The organism is Halorubrum sp. Ib24 (assembly GCF_002252745.1).
GTDB lineage: Archaea > Halobacteriota > Halobacteria > Halobacteriales > Haloferacaceae > Halorubrum.
In genome coordinates this window covers 21,332-40,279 of record NZ_NHOX01000044.1, presented here as the reverse complement: position 1 = coordinate 40,279, position 18,948 = coordinate 21,332, and the positions used below count along the sequence as shown (strand labels likewise).

At 63.7% G+C, this 18,948-nt stretch carries 14 protein-coding genes; 7 read left to right on the top strand and 7 right to left on the bottom strand.

Features of this window, described 5'->3' with window-relative positions; translation table 11 throughout:
- The first annotated feature begins 273 nt into the window (after window positions 1-273).
- Window positions 274-1,551: a GNAT family N-acetyltransferase gene (locus DJ82_RS12895; protein ID WP_094582003.1), complete on the top strand. Its 1,278-nt coding sequence runs from the start codon at window positions 274-276 to the stop codon at window positions 1,549-1,551.
- Between the two features lie 152 nt (window positions 1,552-1,703).
- Here DJ82_RS12895 and DJ82_RS12890 read toward each other — a convergent pair whose 3' ends face one another.
- Window positions 1,704-2,813 carry a DUF354 domain-containing protein gene (locus DJ82_RS12890; protein ID WP_094582002.1) on the bottom strand — a complete coding sequence of 370 codons (1,110 nt, stop codon included), beginning with the start codon at window positions 2,811-2,813 and terminating at the stop codon, window positions 1,704-1,706.
- Between the two features lie 230 nt (window positions 2,814-3,043).
- Between DJ82_RS12890 and DJ82_RS12885 the strand changes: the two genes are divergently transcribed.
- Both DJ82_RS12885 and DJ82_RS12880 read left to right on the top strand, forming a co-directional pair.
- Window positions 3,044-4,615, top strand: coding sequence for a hypothetical protein (locus tag DJ82_RS12885; RefSeq protein ID WP_094582001.1), 1,572 nt, complete (start codon window positions 3,044-3,046; stop codon window positions 4,613-4,615).
- Window positions 4,616-5,812: 1,197 nt separating this feature from the next.
- Window positions 5,813-7,537, top strand: a complete 1,725-nt coding sequence (locus DJ82_RS12880; protein ID WP_094582000.1) for a hypothetical protein — start codon at window positions 5,813-5,815, stop codon at window positions 7,535-7,537.
- Window positions 7,538-7,627: 90 nt separating this feature from the next.
- Here the strand turns inward: DJ82_RS12880 and wecB are convergent, their stop codons facing one another.
- Window positions 7,628-8,728, bottom strand: coding sequence for a non-hydrolyzing UDP-N-acetylglucosamine 2-epimerase (wecB, locus tag DJ82_RS12875; RefSeq protein ID WP_094581999.1), 1,101 nt, complete (start codon window positions 8,726-8,728; stop codon window positions 7,628-7,630).
- A gap of 526 nt (window positions 8,729-9,254) precedes the next feature.
- Here wecB and DJ82_RS12870 point away from each other — a divergent pair.
- Window positions 9,255-10,766: a lipopolysaccharide biosynthesis protein gene (locus tag DJ82_RS12870; RefSeq protein ID WP_241881522.1), complete on the top strand. Its 1,512-nt coding sequence runs from the start codon at window positions 9,255-9,257 to the stop codon at window positions 10,764-10,766.
- Between the two features lie 102 nt (window positions 10,767-10,868).
- Entirely contained in the window at window positions 10,869-12,029 is a 1,161-nt protein-coding gene (locus tag DJ82_RS12865) for a VCBS repeat-containing protein (RefSeq protein WP_241881521.1), read from the top strand.
- Window positions 12,030-12,107: 78 nt separating this feature from the next.
- Here DJ82_RS12865 and DJ82_RS12860 read toward each other — a convergent pair whose 3' ends face one another.
- Window positions 12,108-12,335, bottom strand: a complete 228-nt coding sequence (locus DJ82_RS12860; protein WP_094581998.1) for a hypothetical protein — start codon at window positions 12,333-12,335, stop codon at window positions 12,108-12,110.
- Window positions 12,336-12,620: 285 nt separating this feature from the next.
- On the opposite strand from DJ82_RS12860, the gene DJ82_RS12855 reads away from it, so the two are divergent.
- Both DJ82_RS12855 and DJ82_RS12850 read left to right on the top strand, forming a co-directional pair.
- Window positions 12,621-13,175 carry a metal-dependent hydrolase gene (locus DJ82_RS12855; protein ID WP_094581997.1) on the top strand — a complete coding sequence of 185 codons (555 nt, stop codon included), beginning with the start codon at window positions 12,621-12,623 and terminating at the stop codon, window positions 13,173-13,175.
- 160 nt (window positions 13,176-13,335) lie between these two features.
- Complete coding sequence (locus DJ82_RS12850; protein WP_094581996.1) at window positions 13,336-14,751, top strand: sulfatase; 1,416 nt, start codon at window positions 13,336-13,338, stop codon at window positions 14,749-14,751.
- A 66-nt stretch (window positions 14,752-14,817) separates the two neighbouring features.
- On the opposite strand, the gene DJ82_RS12845 is transcribed toward DJ82_RS12850, so the two are convergent.
- The 4 genes from DJ82_RS12845 to DJ82_RS12830 are packed head-to-tail and all read right to left on the bottom strand — an operon-like array spanning window position 14,818 to window position 18,933.
- Window positions 14,818-16,185, bottom strand: a complete 1,368-nt coding sequence (locus DJ82_RS12845) for a nucleotide sugar dehydrogenase (protein WP_094581995.1) — start codon at window positions 16,183-16,185, stop codon at window positions 14,818-14,820.
- On the bottom strand, window positions 16,182-17,198 hold the full coding sequence (locus DJ82_RS12840; protein ID WP_094581994.1) for a Gfo/Idh/MocA family protein: 1,017 nt from the start codon (window positions 17,196-17,198) through the stop codon (window positions 16,182-16,184). Before DJ82_RS12840 ends, DJ82_RS12845 begins: the two co-directional genes overlap by 4 nt.
- Window positions 17,195-18,274 carry a DegT/DnrJ/EryC1/StrS aminotransferase family protein gene (locus DJ82_RS12835; RefSeq protein WP_094581993.1) on the bottom strand — a complete coding sequence of 360 codons (1,080 nt, stop codon included), beginning with the start codon at window positions 18,272-18,274 and terminating at the stop codon, window positions 17,195-17,197. Before DJ82_RS12835 ends, DJ82_RS12840 begins: the two co-directional genes overlap by 4 nt.
- Complete coding sequence (locus DJ82_RS12830) at window positions 18,271-18,933, bottom strand: acyltransferase (RefSeq protein WP_094581992.1); 663 nt, start codon at window positions 18,931-18,933, stop codon at window positions 18,271-18,273. Before DJ82_RS12830 ends, DJ82_RS12835 begins: the two co-directional genes overlap by 4 nt.
- Between the last annotated feature and the right edge of the window lie 15 nt (window positions 18,934-18,948).

Sequence of the window (18,948 nt, the reverse complement as noted above, 5' to 3'; positions counted from 1 at the left end):
CCGCCTCTCTGAAGTGCTGTTCGGCGCGATATCTTCTCGCCTGGTTCACCGGTTACCATGGGGGAGCATGGTCGATGACACCGATTGTTATTAGCTTGCTTATAAGAATAACAGAGTCTATAACGATATCTCGAGGATTCCAATCGAGGACGCAATGTCAGACACCGGCGACGGAAGTCTTGACGGCCCCTGTCGCCAGAGGCGGAGCACGGAGAGGCGAGCGACGACACGACAGGCCCTCGATCGGCGGTCACCGACGGACCCGCGAGTCGGATGACCGACGGGTACGAGATCGTTCGCGGACTTCCGGACGAGAAGGCGCTCCTCGACCTGTTACACGAGGCCTTCGGGAACTGGGGAAGCGAGGCGTTTCTGCGGTGGAAGTACGACCGGCCCGGCGTCGAGCCGGCGACGGGGTACCACGTCGTTCAAAACGGCGATCTCGCGGCGTTCCGCGGGATGTTCGAGCGCGAAATCGAGGGGCCGGCCGGAGGGTACGAGTGCCACGTCTGCGGCGACGCCTGCGTCGCCGAGGACCACCGTGGAAAGGGACTCTACTCGCGGATTCGTGACGCGACAGAGTCCGACATCGAGCGGAGCGGGAGCGACTTCTGCGGCATCTTCACCCGAAAGGGCCACATCCCGTTCGAGGTCGGAGTCGATCGAGGGTGGAACTACCGCACGCTGCCGCTGTACCTCAGGGTGCTCTCGCCCGCGAGCGCGATACCGCACTACGCGCGGCTCGTCCTCGACGAGGACGGGGCTATCGCGGGACTCCTCAACCGGTTCGGCGGGGCGATAACGCTCAGATCCGGCGGCGACGAGCTCCGACTCGACCGCGTGCTCGGCGAGCCGACGAGCGATCCGCGGTGGTCCGTGCCGGTCCCGTTCCCCCGGTGGGCGACGACGGCCGCCGTCGAGGCGGCGGGGGCCGACTCGCTCCGCGAGAGCCTAAATCGCCGGATACCGACCGGTCGGTCCGGGACGACCGATCGGTCCGCCTCGACCGCCGAATCGGGCTCGGCCGCCCGACCGGGATCGAACCGCCGTCCGCGGTCCGCGTTCGAGACTGCGGGCGTCGCCGACGTCGAAGTGTTCGTCGAGCGGTCGGTCGGAGACGACCTCCTGAAGTCGCTGGCGACGCTCTACGAGGAGGTGACGACCGAGTACGATCTCGCCTTCCGGCGCGAGGCCGGCGACCTCCGCCATCTGTTCGCCCATCCGCGGCTGCTCGGCGTCGTCACGGCGAGGCGGGACGGGGCCGTCGTCGGCGCGGCACCGGTCGCGCTCAGCGAGACGGCCGACACGCTCGAGGCGTGGGTCCTCGATCTCGTCGCGGCCGACGGCGACGTCCGCGACGCGCTGGTAGCCGGCGCGGAGGAGGCCGCGATCGAGCGGGACGCGGACATGGTGTTGCTGCTCTCGGACGCAGATCCCGGAACGGCGTGGGCCCGCATCGACAAGCAGGTGCTGATGTGGACGTCGTACGGCGTCGACACGGCGCCGCTCGAAACGGACTCGTTGTTCATCGGGCTTTACGACGTCGTGTGACCGCCGTTTCTGATTGAATAACAGTGAAAACCGACTGGGGTCACAAGCAGGTGGGTGCCAAGACCGAGGAACGCGCCAGCATCAGTCATCTCCGGATCGAGTAGGACCGACCCTTACCTGCCGAAGCATCTCCGTGTACCGCGTTCGATCGGTTACATCGGCGAAAACAATGACTTTTGACGCTGAATCAGGTCCTTGTTACTCTGAACTGCCGCGTCAACCGAACCAGTCGCGTCCACGCGTTCGACGATATCGACGATGAGGGCCGTCAGGTTACACTTGTCCGAGAGGAAGTCCGTTCGCTTCCGTTCCCACATTTCGCCCGTGTCGGATCCGGTGAGCAGTTCCTCGGCGGTTGAGATGACGGGATCGAACTCGGAGAAGTTGTAGACGAGGCCGGCACGCTCCAGCTCTTTGAAATTCCCCATATCGTCGTCTCCGACGAAGGAATTCGAGCGTATCGCGGGCGTTCCGAGGAGCGCGGCTTCGGTGACCATCGTCTGCGTATCGGCGATGAGTAGCTCGGCCTCAGCCAGCGCTTCATGGATCAGTGCCGGATGTGCATCGTACGGCTCTGCCGCAGTTTCATCAAGATCGAACACCCCAGTCTCGTCGGACACGAACACGGTGGCGTGCTCGGAGAGCCGGTCTACCAATTCCTCTTTCTGAGCCGGGGAGAATCCCTGACGGCCGACGTCATGGTGGCCATTGAATGCGTTGAATCGGGTGATGATGAACGGATCATCACCGACCCCTAGCTCTTCGCGGATCCGCTCCGTGTTCGTATAGACGTCTGGATGGAGATACGCCGTTTCCTTGAGCCCGGTGAACGCGTAGTGTTTTCCTCCCAAATTCCGAGTGAACGCGTCGGGCGTGAGAAACGCCTGCACAAATGGAGACGTAGCGATGTGGCGCCATGCCATTGGCTCCGAGTCGAGCACTGAGACCGTCTGCGTCCCTGACACCGCGCCGGCAAACGCGGAATAGACACCCATCCCGAACACGAGGTCAAGGTCCTCTTTCCGGAGGATGCGGTAGATGTTCCGCAACTGACTCGGGAGTTTGAAAAGCAGACTCCTCTTTTTGATATCCCTGCTGCCGTAGACGTAATGGTTTATACCGAAGTACTCCAAGAGATCGAGGGCACAACCGTCGTCACGGGCGAACACGACAGTATCGTGTCCCTGCTCGTTGAGCTCCGCTATAGCATGACGATACAAGTGCACTTGCGCGGGGGTGTTGGTGAATATGCCGACTCGCATGCTGGTTGAGGTGTCTACGTGAGCTTCGCGTATAGTTACGGAGAATCTACCGCCGATCGAAGTGGAACCCCGAGCCGCGATCGGCGCGGTAAAACACAGCCGAAAAATACCCGTCCGTCTCGCGTTCGGCCCGCTCAACCGTGTGGCAGTTGCTGTGATCGGTATCAATTGCCAATCTATTCCGTGATATCGTCGGTATAACGAAACCCGTCGAGGGGTTGTCACCGGTCATGAAACGACGGGCCCTCCTCGCATCCCTCGCGCTCGGGTGCGGAACGGTCGCCGGATGTGGCGGGCGGCAGGAGCCGGCCGAGCCGCGAGAGAACTCGACTGACGGAATGTCGAGTCCGGGATCTGACCAAGGAGAGACGGAGTGGGAGAGGATGCGAGATCAGTTCGGCTTCGAGGAGCGGGTGGACGCCGTCGACGATCTCGGATGGGATCCGAACGGGTTGTTACCCGTCGACGATTCCTTAGTCGAGAGCTTCGACAGAGACGTCCTCATCGAGGTACCGCCCGGCGAGTACAAGATCCTCGAGTCGATAAGGGAGGAAGGCGTTTCCAACTGGGGGATTCGGGGAGCCGGTGAGGAGCGAATGGACGTACGGTTCACGACCAACGAGGACACCCGGGTGGACTTCCAGCTGCTGTCCGCAAGCGACATACTTCTCGATAATTTCGCGTTTGACCAAGGCGATCGGTTCGACCGCGCGATGGGGATGACGCTCTTCGTCGAGGATAACCTCTTGCTCCACAACGTAGAGAAAGCCGGCGCGAATACGTCGGAAGACCCGGACGGAGTCAAGGCTATTGCGTTGAGCGTCATTGATCCCAACGGAACCGCCCTCGTGGACACGTTTGTCCGAACCGGTCCGGTGGAGTTCCTTCCTTTCCCAGAAAACGAGATTTGTATTTTTACCGGACGGGCCCACCATGGGACAGTCACGTACCGAAATCTCGAGATACACAACGCCGGTGAAAACGGCGTCTACGCGTCGAAGTGTCCCGGTAACGTCCACGTCGAGGGGGGTTTCTACAAGAACAATCGAAACGACAGTATTCGGATTTCTGGAGAGGGATCGTACGTGAAGGGCGCAACCGTGGTCATCGACTCGAGCGATTATCACCCAGACAATCGCGGCAGAGATGGTCAAATGCGTGGTATTCGAATGCAATCCGGGGACCTGGGATACACCGGTGGTTTGATCGAGGACGTGGACCTAGAACTCCGGTCGGCGTTACGGTCGCAGTCGTTGGTACATATTGCGGGTAATCAGGGCGGCTTAACGATTCGCGACTCCGATCTGAAAAACTGGACGGAATTCTTTTCATTTCGAGCGGCCGAGCCATCGGAACACGTCGAAAAGCCATGGGGTGTGACCCTAGAGAACGTCCGGGTAGAGGAGCACGGAGCGATCGGATCGGCGCTCAAGATAGACAACCGCCCGAACTCAGTCCTTCGAAACGTGACCGTCGAAACGCCTCGGAGTTTCGGCCTGCGGCACGGGATCACGATCGTCGACAGTGAGGGCACCGTCTTCGAGGACGTGACGATCGATACGACGGGGATCCCGCTGAGAATCGAACGGCCGTCGGTCCCGCTCACGGACTACTCTCTCGAATTCAGAGGTACAAACGAGTTCAGTACACGCGGAAACTTCGGTCTCGACGCCTCGCTCGAGCTCCCGATCGGGGAAGACCGAACCGTGTTTCCGTTCCGTGACGTCGACGAAGACGTTAGCGCGCTCCTCGTTACCGGGGTGGAGAACGAACGTCTCAGTTTTCGCCGAGCGCGCGAGTAGCCGAGGCCATTCTAGCGCGCGCGGACCGCGGCCGGTTACTGTCTGATTACCGAACGGAACTCCGATTTTTCGTTCACCACATATTTGATTTTCCGCTGATATCTATGACGGCTCCGAGGTGGTTTTCGGCCGTTTTGAGAGTTAATCACCCGTTAATTACCGCTTAACCCGCTATTTCTGCACCTCTGAGAACACTCACGAAACGGTGAATTTAATTTCGGTTTTAATGAATTCTGCAGACAGTCACGTAATCTTGAATATATAAGATAAGAAACAGTTATTAGGAGTAATTACTTATTAACAGTCGCGATGGATTCGAAAGCACATCATAACGAGTGCGAAAACGAAACGGAGCAGCACACGGGTTGCTCGGAGGACGGGCTTCTCAATCGACGCAAGTACCTGAGTCTCAGCGCGGCGGCGGTCGGCGCCGCCGGAGTCGGTTCCGGTGGGACGACCGCCGCTACCTCGGGGAGCGCAGAGCGCAACGGGATCACGTTCGATCGGGTTCTTAACGCGGGCGCTGATCTCGGAATCTCCGACGGAGACCGAGTTGACGGTATCCTGGGCGATGTCGCGAACGAAGGCGATACGCTCGTTCAGTTCCCCCCGGGAGAGTACCTCGTCGGCGACGAGATCGACGTTCCAGCGGACAACTTCGGAATCGAGAGTGAGAGCGGAAACCGCGAAGACGTCGTGTTCAAGCCGATGTCGGGAAAATCGCCCACACTGGTTATTCCGAGAAACAGACCGTCTGGGCTATACGTCGGAGCCGTCACACTCGATCGCCGCGACGAGTGGGACAGCACGATCGGGATCATGCGGGGCAGCATATCCGATGAACTCTACATTACGGACATTTCCGTCAAGGGTTGGGCACCGGCAGGCGGCGAGCGGTTGCTCAATTTCAACCTCGTTGATGCGGACGGTTCAGGGCTCATCGACGGCATTACTCGCCGGGGACCGTCGCAGTTCCCGGAGTTCGGGGACTCGTCGATCACCATCTGGAACGGGAGGGGAACATACGGCACCCTCACGTATCGGAATCTCGAGATCCACAACGCAACGGAGACCGGTCTTTACGCCGGGAAAATAAAGGGCACTGTCCGAGTAGAGGATAGTTATTTCAAGAACTGCTCCCACTCGGCCGTCCGTGTTTCTGGAAACGATTCACACGTTAAGAACACGACCATTATCATGGACATCGACGACCTTCATCCGGACGCGGAGGTCCTCGACCAGGGCGGAATCGAACTAAACCGTGGAATTTGGACCCAAACGCATGACGTCCAACGGGGAGGACCGCTCGTCGAGGGCTGTGAGATCGTCGTGAATAACGCCGGCGACGGCATTGCGGGGATACTCAACCACGGCGACTGTGGCGGGATCGACCTACGCGACACCCGCGTTGAGTGTAATCAAGATGGCATTTGGCCGATCCTCATCCAGGACGAATCGACGAGTAAGGCCGGGAAACCGTACGAAGCGAGTCTGGACGGCGTGTCCGTCACTGGTACCGGTGGCGAGAGACCGGCCATCGAGATCCGAGACCGCGACGGAACGACGGTGAAAAATAGCTGTATTCAGATGCCGAACACCGACGGTATCAAATTCGACGGCACGTCGGACGCGACGATCGAAGACACGAACGTGAACGTCGGCGGGCGAGCGACGGTCTTCGAGAACGCGGAGGTCACGACGACGAATCTCACGTCGAGCGACAGTTGTCCCGCCCCACAGTTGGACTCCTGGCAGGGAGGGAATTCGGACACAACTGACGATTCCGACACCACCGACGGTTCGGGAAACGAGGACGACACTGCGGATCCCGTGACGAGCGGAAACAGGATCGTCGTCGCACAGGTGCGCGAAGGCGAGGTCGTCAGGTACGAACTGACCGCGAGCGACGGCCTCGCGAGCGGCGAACACGCCAACCAAGAGCCCGACGGTAACACGGTGAGCGACCGCGTCGGCCGCCTCCGCGGCGTGGACAATTTCTACGTCGACGGGTACATCACCGACTTCGACGGCGGCGACTTCGACTACGCGAACGTCTACTTCGCCGACGAGAGCGTCGACGTCGAGGTGGAGAACTACGTCCTTCAGAATCCCGAGGACCTCCGTGAGGTCGACCCCGCCGTGCTCGGCGAAAACGTCCTCACCGTCGAATCCGACGATGGTCGGGCCAGCGGGTTCGAATTCACTGTCTCGGGCGACGTGGAACCCGGCGCGACCGGCGACGACACCACCGTCACCGACGGCATCGTTAACGGATCGACCGCCGACCTCGCCGCCTTCCACTTCACCGGCTCGGTCGACGACATCTCCGTCACTGACCCCGGATCCGTCACCGTCTCGGTCAACGACACCGCCGTCCCGGACGGCGACCTCTCCACCATCGGGGGAGACGATCTCCCGCACACGCTCAGCCTCGTCGGCACCGGCAGCGTCACGAGCTACAGCTTCACCGTGTCCGGGGAGATCGAAGCCGAGAGCAGCCCGAACGACGATATCTCCGACAACATCTCCAGCTCGAGCGCCGAGGGAGCGATCGAGACCGGAACGCACGTGTACGACTTCTCCGGCGAACTGACCGACCTCACCGTCACGGGGGACGTCGAGGTGTACCTCGACGGCGAACCGGTCGACGACGACACCGCGGATCGCCACCTCATCGTCTTCGACGGGTCGAACGACGACGAGGTCAGCTCGTACAAGTTCGCCGTGTCCGGTTCGATCGAGTCGAGCCCGGAACACACGGTCGCGGCGGACAGCGAGTGGGACACGCTCGATTCGAAGATAGAGACCGACTCCGCCGTCGGCCTCGTTCACAAGGGGAAGGACGCGTACTGGTTCTCCGGCTACATCAAGTCGCTCGAACTCCGGGGGTCGGCCGTCGCGACGTTCGAGACGATCGATTGAGAACCGGGGAACCGTCTCTTTTTGAGAAATATCGGAATCTTCAGCGGTCGAGTTACGAGTTCCCGCATCGTCCGTTCATAGAAATCGAAGCTATCGATTAGTCTTCGGCGGTTCCTGTCGGAGGTGCGCAACGATGTCGTCGACGACCCGCTCCGCCGCGTGTCCGCCGCCGTACAGCGAGGGCTTCTCCGGGAGGTCCTCGGTGCGTCGGAGCGCCGCTCGAATCGCCTCCGCGTCTGCCCCGACGAGCTCGTTCCAGCCCGCCTCGACGGTCTCGACCCACTCCGTCTCGTCGCGGAGCGTCACGCACCGGGTGTCGAGGTAGAACGCCTCCTTCTGCACGCCGCCGGAGTCGGTCGCCACGCGTTCCGCCCCGTCAAGGAGGCCGACGAAGTCCAAGTAGCCGACCGGATCGATCACGTCCAGCTCCGTCTTCGCTCGCTCCCAGAGGTCGTGTCGCTTGAGCGCGTCTTCGGTCCGGGGATGGAGAGGAACGACGACCGGACGCGGCGACGACGCCAACCCCTCCACGACGGACGCCAGCCGCGTCGGATCGTCCGTGTTCGCCTGTCGGTGCACCGTCGCGAGGACGTACTCGCCGTCGCCGTATCCGAGGTCGTCGAGGACCGTCGATGCGGACGGCGCACGGTCACGGACGCGGGTGATCGCGTCGTACATCACGTCGCCGGTGACGGTGACGCCGTCGATCACTCCCTCCGCGGTCAGCGTCTCGACCGCGCGTTCGGACGGGACGAACAGCAGGTCCGAACAGCGGTCGGTGAGGACGCGGTTCACCTCTTCCGGCATCGCCCAGTTGTCGCTCCGCAGTCCAGCTTCGACGTGAGCGACCGCAATGTTTCGCTTCGCCGCGACCAGGGCTCCGGCCAGCGTCGAGTTCGTGTCGCCGTGGACGAGGAGAAGGTCCGGCCGCTCGGCCTCGACGACCTCGTCGATCCGGCGGAGCATCTCCGCCGTCTGGTTCGCGTGGTTGGCGGAACCGACGCCGAGGTTGTAGTCGGGCTCGGGGATATCGAGCTCTTCGAAGAACACGTCCGACATCCCGAAATCGTAGTGCTGGCCCGTGTGTACGAGCACTTCCGAGAGGTGCTCGCGAAGGAGCCGCGAGACGGGGAACGCCTTGATGAACTGCGGGCGCGCGCCGACGACCGAGAGGACGGTCGCGTCGCTCATCGATCTACCCGCCTCGGACCGTGTCTGTCGGAACCGCGAGTTTCCGCGCCGTTCCCATGAGCTCTCTCGTTGACACCGCGAATTCCCGAGTCGACGCAGACAGTGGCCGCTAACCTCCCAATCGGTCGGTTGGTCGACGTGGCGCCGAGTTCGTTTCGCATTATTCGATCGGTCGTGTAGAAGGCGCATAGTTCATCGGCTGTTAACGGACGCTGCCTCGTGTCGAACGCCGCCGCGCGATGGGAGTTCAGAGAGCCGCCACCGTTCACGCACTGTTAGCCGAGAAGTGTGGAGAGTGTTTAGCCGGAGATCGTGTCTGTGCGTATCCAAGTGCGAGACAGGCACTCCGACGTAGATCCGGACGACCCAACCGAGAGTTGAGGGTGGACTCTTACGCCCGCATCGTGCGTTAGGAAAGTCATTACATTGAACTGAAAACTGTTCAGTACGGCTCAATGAGACACACCTGGTTGTCAAATAAAATTCAATTATCAACCGGAACGGAGTCTGTTTTTGGACGTAGCCGATGAGTCTGCTCGATCGACTACTCGCTTTAGTCAAGCGGATGAAGCCGGGTGGAGGAACCGTTGAACGCACCGTTAAGAGCGCGGCTTGGCTGATGAGTCAGAACGTCGTCGGACGGGCGCTCCAACTGGGACTACTCGCAGTTCTCGCCAGGCTCGTCGGCCCCGCCGAGCTCGGGCTTGTGGGCATCGCGATGCTGACGCTGAGTGCGACCCAAAATCTCACCACCATTGGGCTTAACAAGGCGCTGATCCAGAAGAAAGAACAGAACGTCGACAGCCACCTCAACACGACGTGGATGCTGGAGATCGGACGGGGCGTCCTCATCGCCGGAGTTCTCTTCGCGATTGCTCCCTTGGTCGGTGGGTGGTTCTTCGAGGAGCCACGTGCGGTGCGGTTGATACAGGCGATCGGGCTCTCGCCGCTCCTTCTCGGGTTCCGGAACCCCGGTATCGTTTACTTCCAGAAGAATCTGGATTTTCATAAGCAGTTTGCCTACAAAATCGGGGGAGATACCAGTCAATTCGTCGTGGGCGTTGGATACGCACTTATCGAGCCGACGGCGTGGGCGTTCGTGTTCGGATTTCTCGCGGCCGACGTCGCCAAACTCACCCTCTCGTACGCAATCCACGACTACCGGCCGTTCCCGTCGTTCGACTTTGAGATCGCCAAGGAGCTCATCGACTACGGAAAGTGGCTCACGGCCTCGTCGATCCTGTATTTCCTTTATATTCAGGGCGACGACGCGTTCATCGGGTGGCTGCTAACGCCCACGGCACTGGCGTACTACCAGTACACCTACCGGTTCTCCAACGCCCCGGCAACGGAGCTGTCGCAGGTGCTCACGAGCGTGATGTTCCCGGCCTACTCGAAGTTGCAGTCGGACACCGAAGAGCTTGGGGCCGCGTTCTCCAAGACGCTCCGGTTCACCGCGCTTATTTCCTTCCCCGCGTCGATCGGCATCGCCGCGATAGCTCCCGACTTCGTCATGACGGTGTTCGGTGAAGACTGGATGCCCGCGGTGCCGGCCATGCAGGTACTCGCGTTCTACGGGCTCATGCGCGCGCTGGCCAAAACGGTCGGACCGGTCTGGCACGCTCTCGGCCGTCCGGATTACATCACGAAGCTGTCCGCGCTCCGCGTCGCGCTGATCGCCGTCTTCATCTATCCGATGACCAACGCGTACGGTATTGTCGGAACGGCGCTCACCGTCACCGGGATCTTCGTTTTCCCGATGCTCCCGCTGGACATGTACATCATGTCGAACTCCATCGATATGCCGATGCGCGAGATATACTATGAGTTCGTCTACCCGATGATCGCGAGCGTTCCGATGGGACTCACCGTCTGGTATCTCGCGGGGATCTCACCGTTCAGCTCGCTCGTGAACCTCCTGCTCCTCATTCCCACAGGGGCCGTCATCTACGGCGCGCTGGTGTTGGCACTCGAGTTTGCAACCCAGTGGACGGTCACCGACAACTTCGAGATGATCTACCGGAAACTGGCGTCGTAGCCCAGTTACACGCTGGACCGGGCGTTCGTGAAACCCGCACCGAAACCGCCCGCAAGCATTAACAACAGCGTTACAATACCCGCACCGGCGCACCGCACTAGTATGTCACTGCAGGACGAACGACGGTTGCGGTTCGAACACGAGTGTATTGACGATAATCCGCCGGTCGCCCGGATGAGCTTCTGTCTTACTACTGACCTCACAGGGAACGGCCGTCCCGACGTCATCGTCGGCGCCGTCGGACGCAAAGCTCCCGTCACGATCCCGATCATCGACAAGCGCATCTTCTTAGGGAAGCTCGTCGGCACGGGAGAGATCATCGACCGACTCGAGTGGAACGTCTTCTGGTACGAGAACCCCGGCTGGGAGCGACACGAGGTGGCGAAGTCTCCGGAGCTGTCGGTCGGCGCCGCGCTCGGCGATATCGACGGTGACGGGCGAGCCGAGCTCGTGACCGGGCAGAACCTCAACGAACACGAGCTCTACTGGTTCGAGCAGGGAGCGGACCCGCGCAGCCGGTGGACCCGCCGACTCATCACGGACGACTTCGAGAAGTACCACGACGTGGCCGTCGCCGACGTGGACGACGACGGCGCCCTCGAGGTACTCGCGCTCTCACAGGAGAGCGAGACGGTCTTCTACTACGACGTTCCCGACGACCCGACGCTGGAGCCATGGCCCGTTACCAACCGCCACCTCGTCGCCGAGGACCTGAACCTCGAGGGCGTGCAGGTCCTCGACATCGACGGCGACGGGCGCACCGAGATCGTCGCCGGGACGAACGTGTTCCACCGGCGCGACGACGACACCTGGGACCGCGAGGTCGTCGCCGAGGGGTGGGAGTGGACCCGGATCGTCGCCGCGGCCGTCGACGGGGACGGCGAGGAAGAGCTCGTCGTGACCGAGGGGGACCTCCCGTATCAGGGCGACCGGCGCGCGCGCCTCGGGGTCTTCGACCCGCCAGAGTGGGAGCTGACGGTGTTGCACGACGACATGTCGAACCCGCACTCGCTCCAAGTGGCTGACCTCGACGACGACGGGAGCCTCGACATTTTCGTCGCCGAGATGGGGTTAGAGGAGGGACACGAGCCGAGGCAGTTCGTCTTCTGGAACCGAGGTGACGGGACGTTCGACTCCGAGGTGGTCGCGAGCGGCGTGCCGACGCACGAGGCGAAACTGGTCGACCTTGACGACGACGGACGGCTCGACGTCGTCGGCAAGGGGTACGCGCATCGGACCGTCGACGCGTGGTATCAGATCTGAGCGGCGCCGCCGTCCCCGCGACGCGTCAGCGGAGCCGGTGCCATCGCCGTCGACCCCGCTACTCCTCGCCGCAGGGCATCACTCAGGGTCGGCGAACTCCTCGGGGTCCGGGATCGAGAGGACGTCCTCTCGCGTCCCCATGTATCGCCCGCGGGAAACGCTCTCCTCGAACGCGTCGACGCTCTCGTACTCGCGAACCGTGAGGACGTGGCCGTCCTCGACGTGGAACACGATCTCAGTGGACCCGTTCGGGAGCGCGTACTCGTCTCCTTTCGCAGGGGAGTCGGACTCCGGATCGCTGCTCATACGCCTCCTTCGCGGGCCGGGCATTTGAGTAGTTGCCTCGAATTCGCCGGGAGCGGGGTTCGAAAGGAGGTGGCCGTCTGGTTCGGTTCGACCCTCTCCGAGGCGACGGTGCCGCCGTGCGCCCCAACCGATCGATCGGGCTGCGTGTTTATATCATTTTTACTACCTGAATGACGGAGCTATCTTGGTTTCGAACTGTTCGAATCAGTTATACGGTGTTTAACCGCGCTCACCACCAGTTTCAAAACCGACAAATAAATACGAAGGAAGACCAGATCAGGAGCCGTGTGGCCCTGGGGACACCTCGCGTTCGCGTACCTGCTTCACTCGTCGGTCGTGCACCTCTGGAATCGCCGACGGCCGGCGTGGCCCGGCGTCGCGCTCGTAGCGCTCGGCGCGCAGGTACCGGACCTCATCGACAAGCCACTCGCGTGGACGCTTAACATCCTCCCGAGCGGTCGATCGCTCGGCCACTCGGTCCTCGTCGGCACGCTCATCGTCGTCGCCGCGGTCGCGCTCTGCAGGCGATACGATCTGCGGGGATGGCCGTTCGCCCTCGGCTACTACTCGCATCTCCTCGGTGATTCGATCCGGCCCCTGCTCGACGGTCGTTTCCACGACCTCGCGTTCCTCCTGTGGCCCTTCTTCGAGGCGAAGACCGGATCCAGGCCGTCGGTCGGGATCGTTCAGTACCTACTGAATGCGCAGCTCGAGGGGACGGTGTTGGTCGAACTCGGTCTCGCGAGCGCCGTCTTCGTCTGGTGGCTTCTCGACGGTGCGCCCGGCGTCAGAGACCTCTGGAGCACGATTCACGCGAGATTCCTGCGCCCGACCGAGTGAGTTCCTCGCGATCTCGAAGGATCACCGCAGATTGGGGGCGCGCCGCCGCCGACCCGGCCAGTGCGATACTCCCCCTGATTTCGTCAGAGGGGTTCAGAAAAGCGGCGTGCCGCCGGTTATTCTGTGTCTAGTTATGTCTCCATTTCCGTAACTGCGCCTTATGAATACGGGCCCGACCAACGTCGTCTGGATAACCCTCGAGAGTGTGAGGGCCGCGAACACGTCCGTCTGTGGGTACGACCGAGAGACGACTCCCAACCTCGAACGGATCGCGTCGGGACCCGATGGGACCGCGTTTCAGCACTGCTTCTCCCAGTCGATGTGGACGCCTGCGTCGAGCGCCTCCATCCTCACGGGAACGTATCTATTCGAACACCGAGTCGGGTACGACGGGAAGGCGAAGGAGCCGCTCCCGCCGGACGTCGCCACCTTGCCAGACCTGCTCCGAGATCAGGGGTACCAGACCGCGTGTTTTACCCCGAACTCCTATCTTAGTGAGGCGACGGGGCTCGATCGGGGGTTTGAGAAATATCACCACTCCTTGCTCCGTCGCGCGTTTCACGAACCGGAAACGCGGACGGCGGCGTTAAAGTACCTCTTCCGCGCCTGGGAGTACGGCCCCGGATTCTCGCTCAACGTGCGGCGGCACAACCAGACGTACATCATGCGCGAGGCCCTGAAGCGATGGCTCGACTCGCTCGCGGCCGACGACGACCCCTTTTTCCTCTACACGCACTGTCCGAATCCGCACCTCCCGTACGCACCGCCGCGGAAGTGGATCGACCGGTTCACCGACGAGATCGCGTACTCGACGCAGGAGGCGCTGGAGCTGTCGCTGGACACGTACGCGAGCCGAGACCGAATGATTCAGCGCATCGTCGACGGCTGTCCGTTCTCCGACGAGGATTGGGAGGCGCTCAAAGCGTTGTACGACGCCGAAATCGCGTACGCGGACGAGTTCGTCGGAGCGCTGTTCGACCACGTGCGGGAGGTGGCCGACGGTGAGACCGTTTTCGTCGTCACCGGCGACCACGGGGACCTGTTCGGGGAACAGGGCATCCTCGGCCACAACCTCGTTCTCGACGACCACCTGACGAACGTTCCGATGGTCGTCTCCGGGATCGAGGGACTGGAACATGCCCGGGACGACGTGGTCCAGCACATCGACGTCACGCGCACGGTCGCGGAGCGGCTCGGCGTCTCTCACGACCAGTTCAGCGGTGTCGACCTCAGGGAGACCACCCCGGACGGCGCGATCAGCCAGCGGGGGATTCCCCACTTCGACGAGTACCTAGAGGCCGACCCGGCGTTCGACACCTCCCGGTACCACGAGACGCCAATGACGGCGTTCCGCACGGACGAGTTCAAGTACCTAAAGGGGTCCGAGAAGGCGGAGCTGTTCAGACTCCCGGACGAGGAGACGGAGGTGGGCGACGAGTATCCGACGGTCCGCGACGAGCTCGACGAGCGCTTAGGGGCGCGGCTCCAAGACATGACCACGCCGGACGCGGGGGAGGCCGAGGCGACATACTCCGACGCGATGGAACAGCAGCTAACCGACCTGGGATACCTCTGAGGGCCGTAGATCACGCTCCGGTCGGTTCGCTCCGCGGAGGGGATCAGGACCGTTCCGCGGAGGCGATCAGTTCCGCCCGGAGCCGATGGTGTACGTCGGGTGGCCGATGTCGCCGAGCGTGTCCCGGCCGTCGACCACGACCACGTCGTCGAAGCCGTCCCACTCGACGCCGTCGAAGGCCTCGTGGGGGGTGACGACGACGACGGCGTCCGGGTCGGAGCGGCCGACCTCGGCCAGCGAGAGCGGCTCCGCGCCGAACGACGAGATCGTCTCGTCGTCGAGCATGGGGTCCGTCGCGAGCGTCTCCGCGCCGCGGCGCTTCAGGTCGGTGATGAGCGGCCCGGCGGGCGTCGCGCGCGTCTCCTTGACGCCCGGACGGTACGTGACGCCGAGGACGAGCACCCGAGACCCCTCGATCGACGTGCCTCGCTCCGCGAGCTCGCGCTCCACGATCCCCGCGGTGAACGACGGCATCGAGTCGTTCACCTCCCTCGCGGTTCTGAGCAGCGGCGTCGGCGTGTCCACCCGGCTCATCACGAAGTACGGGTACCACGGGATGCAGTGACCGCCGACGCCGGCGCCGGGGCTGTGGAGGTGACAGAACGGCTGCGTGTTGGCCGCGTCGGCCGCCTCCCGCACGTCGATCCCGAGGTCGTCGGCCAGGGTCCCGAGCTCGTTCGCGAGGGCGATGTTGACGTCGCGGTAGAGGCCCTCGAACAGCTTGACGGCCTCCGCCGTCGTCGCGTCGGAGACCCGGATGACGTCGTTGTCGGTGACGTTCCCGTAGACGAACTCGGCCACGCGGGCGCTCTCGTCGTCGACGCCGCCGACGACCTTCGGATACGCGCCCGTGATGTCTTCGAGGGCCCGGCCGCTCGACGTGCGCTCCGGACAGAAGGCGGCGCCGAACTCGTCCGCCGAGAGGCCGCTCCGATCGACGAGCGTCGGGACGAGCCGGTCGCGGCACGTCCCCGGGGGAACGGTGCACTCGACGAACACGGTGTCGCCCGGCGAGAGCCCGTGAGCGACCGATTCGATGACCGTATCGAAGATCGAGAGGTCCGGCTCCTTCGTGTGGGTGATTGGGGTCGGGACGATGACGACGTGAACTGTCGCCCGTTCCGCGGCCGCGCGGGCGTCGGTCGTCGCGCGGAGCGCGTCGTTCCCGACGGCCTCGGCGACCGTTTCAGGTAACCCCGGCTCCCCGTCGATGTGGCAGTCGCCGCGGTTGACCGAGTCGACGACCGACTCGTCGACGTCGACGCCGACCACGTCGCCGACCCGACCGGCGTACACGGTCGCCAGCGGGAGCCCCATCTTTCCGAGCCCGTACACCGCGACGGAGGCGTTCCGACCGTCGACGAGCGCGCGCAGTTCCTCGTCGCTTCGGTCGGCGTCGTACAGCGACCCCGGCTTCGTCGTCGGTCGGGTCATCGGTCCGACCGAACAACGCGTGGGGCGTCGGTTCGAGACTCCTCGGTCGCTTTCGCGCGTTCGAGGACGGCGCCCGCCAGCTCGACCGCACGGAGCCCGTCCTCGCCCGTGATCCGCGGGGCCGCGTGCTCCGCGACCGACTCGACGAACGACTCGAGCTCGTATCGCAGCGGCTCGCCCGACTGGACCATCGGACGCTCCGTGATCCCCTCGTGGTGATAGCGGATGTTCCCCCCGATCTCCATGTACTCCGGGCGGGACTGCCGGTGGATCTCGATCGTCTGCGTGAGGTAGTCGAGCTCGATGTAACACTCCTCCGCCGTGATCGTGAGATCGCGGACCTTCTGCTGGGTCACGCGACTGGCGGTGAGAGTGGCGATGGTGCCGTCGTCGAATCGAAGCTGCGCGTTCGCGTGCTGCCCGTCATCGGTCCGGAGGGCGTTTATCCGGGCGATCTCTCCGGAGACGAGCGACCGGACGATGTCGAGGTCGTGTATCATCAGGTCGTGGACGACGTTCTCGTCCAGCGACCGCGCGTCGTCGCTCGGCGGTCCGAGGCGCCGGGCGTCGACGGAGATGGGAGAGACGCCCTCGACGATCCGGGTCAGTTCCGTCACCGCCGGGTTGAACCGCTCGATGTGGCCGACCTGGAGGAGCACGTCGGCCGCCTCCGCCCGCTCGATCAGGTCCCGGCCCTCCGAGAGCGAGGCCACGAACGGCTTCTCGACGAGGACGTGAACCCCCGCGTCGATGCACTCGCCGGCGAGGTCCGCGTGATACTCCGTCGGGACGGCGATCGAGACCGCGTCGGCGCGGTCGAGCAGCGTCCCGGTCGCGTGCGACGTCGTGCCGATCTCGCCGGCGACCTCCGAGGCGCGCTCGGCGTCAGCGTCGGCGATTCCGACGAGGTGCGCGCCGGAGAGCTCCGCGTACACTCGCGCGTGGTTCCGTCCCATCGCGCCGACGCCGATGACGCCGACGTCGACGTCACCGTCGCCGTCGTCCGCCGTCATACGATCGCCCCCGCCGTCGCCTCGGCGATCTCGTCGAGGTCGGACTCGTCCAGCTCGGGGTGGACGGGGAGCGACAGCACCTCCTCTGCGCAGGCCTCCGCGACGGGATACGACCCCGAGACGTCCTCGTACGCCGGCTGCTCGTGGATCGGGATCGGGTAGTACACTCCCGAGCCGATGTCGCGGCTCGCGAGGTGCTCTTTGAGCGCGTCGCGGTCCGGCACCCGGACCGTGTACTGATGGTACACGTGCTCGTACCCGTCCGGTTCGAGCGGCGTCACGACGTCGGGGACGTCGGCGAGCCGCTGCGTCAGCCCGGCCGCGTTCTCCCGCCTCGCCCGAGTGAACTCCGGCAAGCGGTCGAGCTGGGCGCGACCGATCGCCGCCGCGAGGTTCGTCATCCGGAAGTTGTGGCCGACCGACGCGTGTTCGTATCCCGTCGTTCGCCCGTGGTCGACGAACCGGCGCGCCCGCTCGGCGACCGCCTCGTCGTCGGTGAGGATCATTCCCCCCTCCCCGGTCGTCATGTTCTTCGTCGGGTAAAACGAGAAGCAGGCCGCGTCGCCGAAGCTTCCGACGCGCTCGCCGTCGTAGCGCGCGCCGTGCGCCTGCGCCGCGTCCTCGAGGAGCCGGAAGTCGTACTCGTCGGCGAGCTCGCCCAGTCTGCCGACGTCCGCGGGGAGTCCGTACAGGTGGACCGCGATGACGGCGTCGACCGGCTCGCCGTCGCGGAGCCGCGCTTCGAGCGCGTCCGGGTCGATGTTGTACGTCCGCGGGTCCACGTCGACGAAGTCCACCTCGGCCCCGGCCAGTCTGACCGCGTTCGCCGTCGCGATGAAGCTGAACGGCGTCGTGAGCACCCGGTCTCCCTCTCCGACGCCGAGCCGGACGAGCGCGGCGTGGAGGGCCGTTGTCCCGTTCGTGGTCGCGATTCCGCGGTCGACGCCGCAGTAGTCGGCGAACTCCGACTGGAACTCCTCGACGACCTCGCCCTCCGCCAACATCCCGGAGTCGATCACCGCCTCGACGCGGCGTTTCTCCTCGGCTCCGAGCGACGGGTTCGCGCTGGGAATCATTGCGTATCGGCCTCGGACTGGTCCCGGATCTGGTTGTTCCCGCTCAGTTCGTCCGGAAGCGGTTCGATGCTTGCGGGACAGCCGACGGCGAGCGTCTCCGGCGGCACGTCCTTCGTGACTATCGCACCCGCGGCGACGAACGCGCCGCGGCCGACGGTGACCCCGGGGAGGACGGTCGCGTTCGCGCCGATGGACGCGTGGTCCTCGATCGTCGGTCCGGTCAGCTCCACGTCGCGGCGGACCGGAAACGGATCGTTCGTTAACACGGCGCCCGGGCCGACGAAGACGTCGTCGCCGATCGTCGTGTTCGACGGTACGTACACCTGACTCTGGAGGCTTACGCCGGATCCGATGGTGGAGTATCCGTCGATGACCGTCTGCGTTCCGACGAGCACGTCGTCGCCGATCTCGGTCTCCTCGCGGACGAGTACGCCGTGTCCGGTCTGGAAGCCGTCGCCGACGACGACGTCGTCGTAGATCACCGAATCGGAACGAATCGTCGCGTCGGTGCCGATGACCGGCTCGGTTCCGTCTCCGGTCCCGATCGTCACGTCCGACGCGATGTCAGTGTCGTCGCCGTCCGGCGTTGCGCGCTCGTCGTCGGCCGACGCGACGTCGCCGTCGGACGCACCGTTCCCGTCGTCGTCCGACGAACTCATGTCGTGACCCCGATC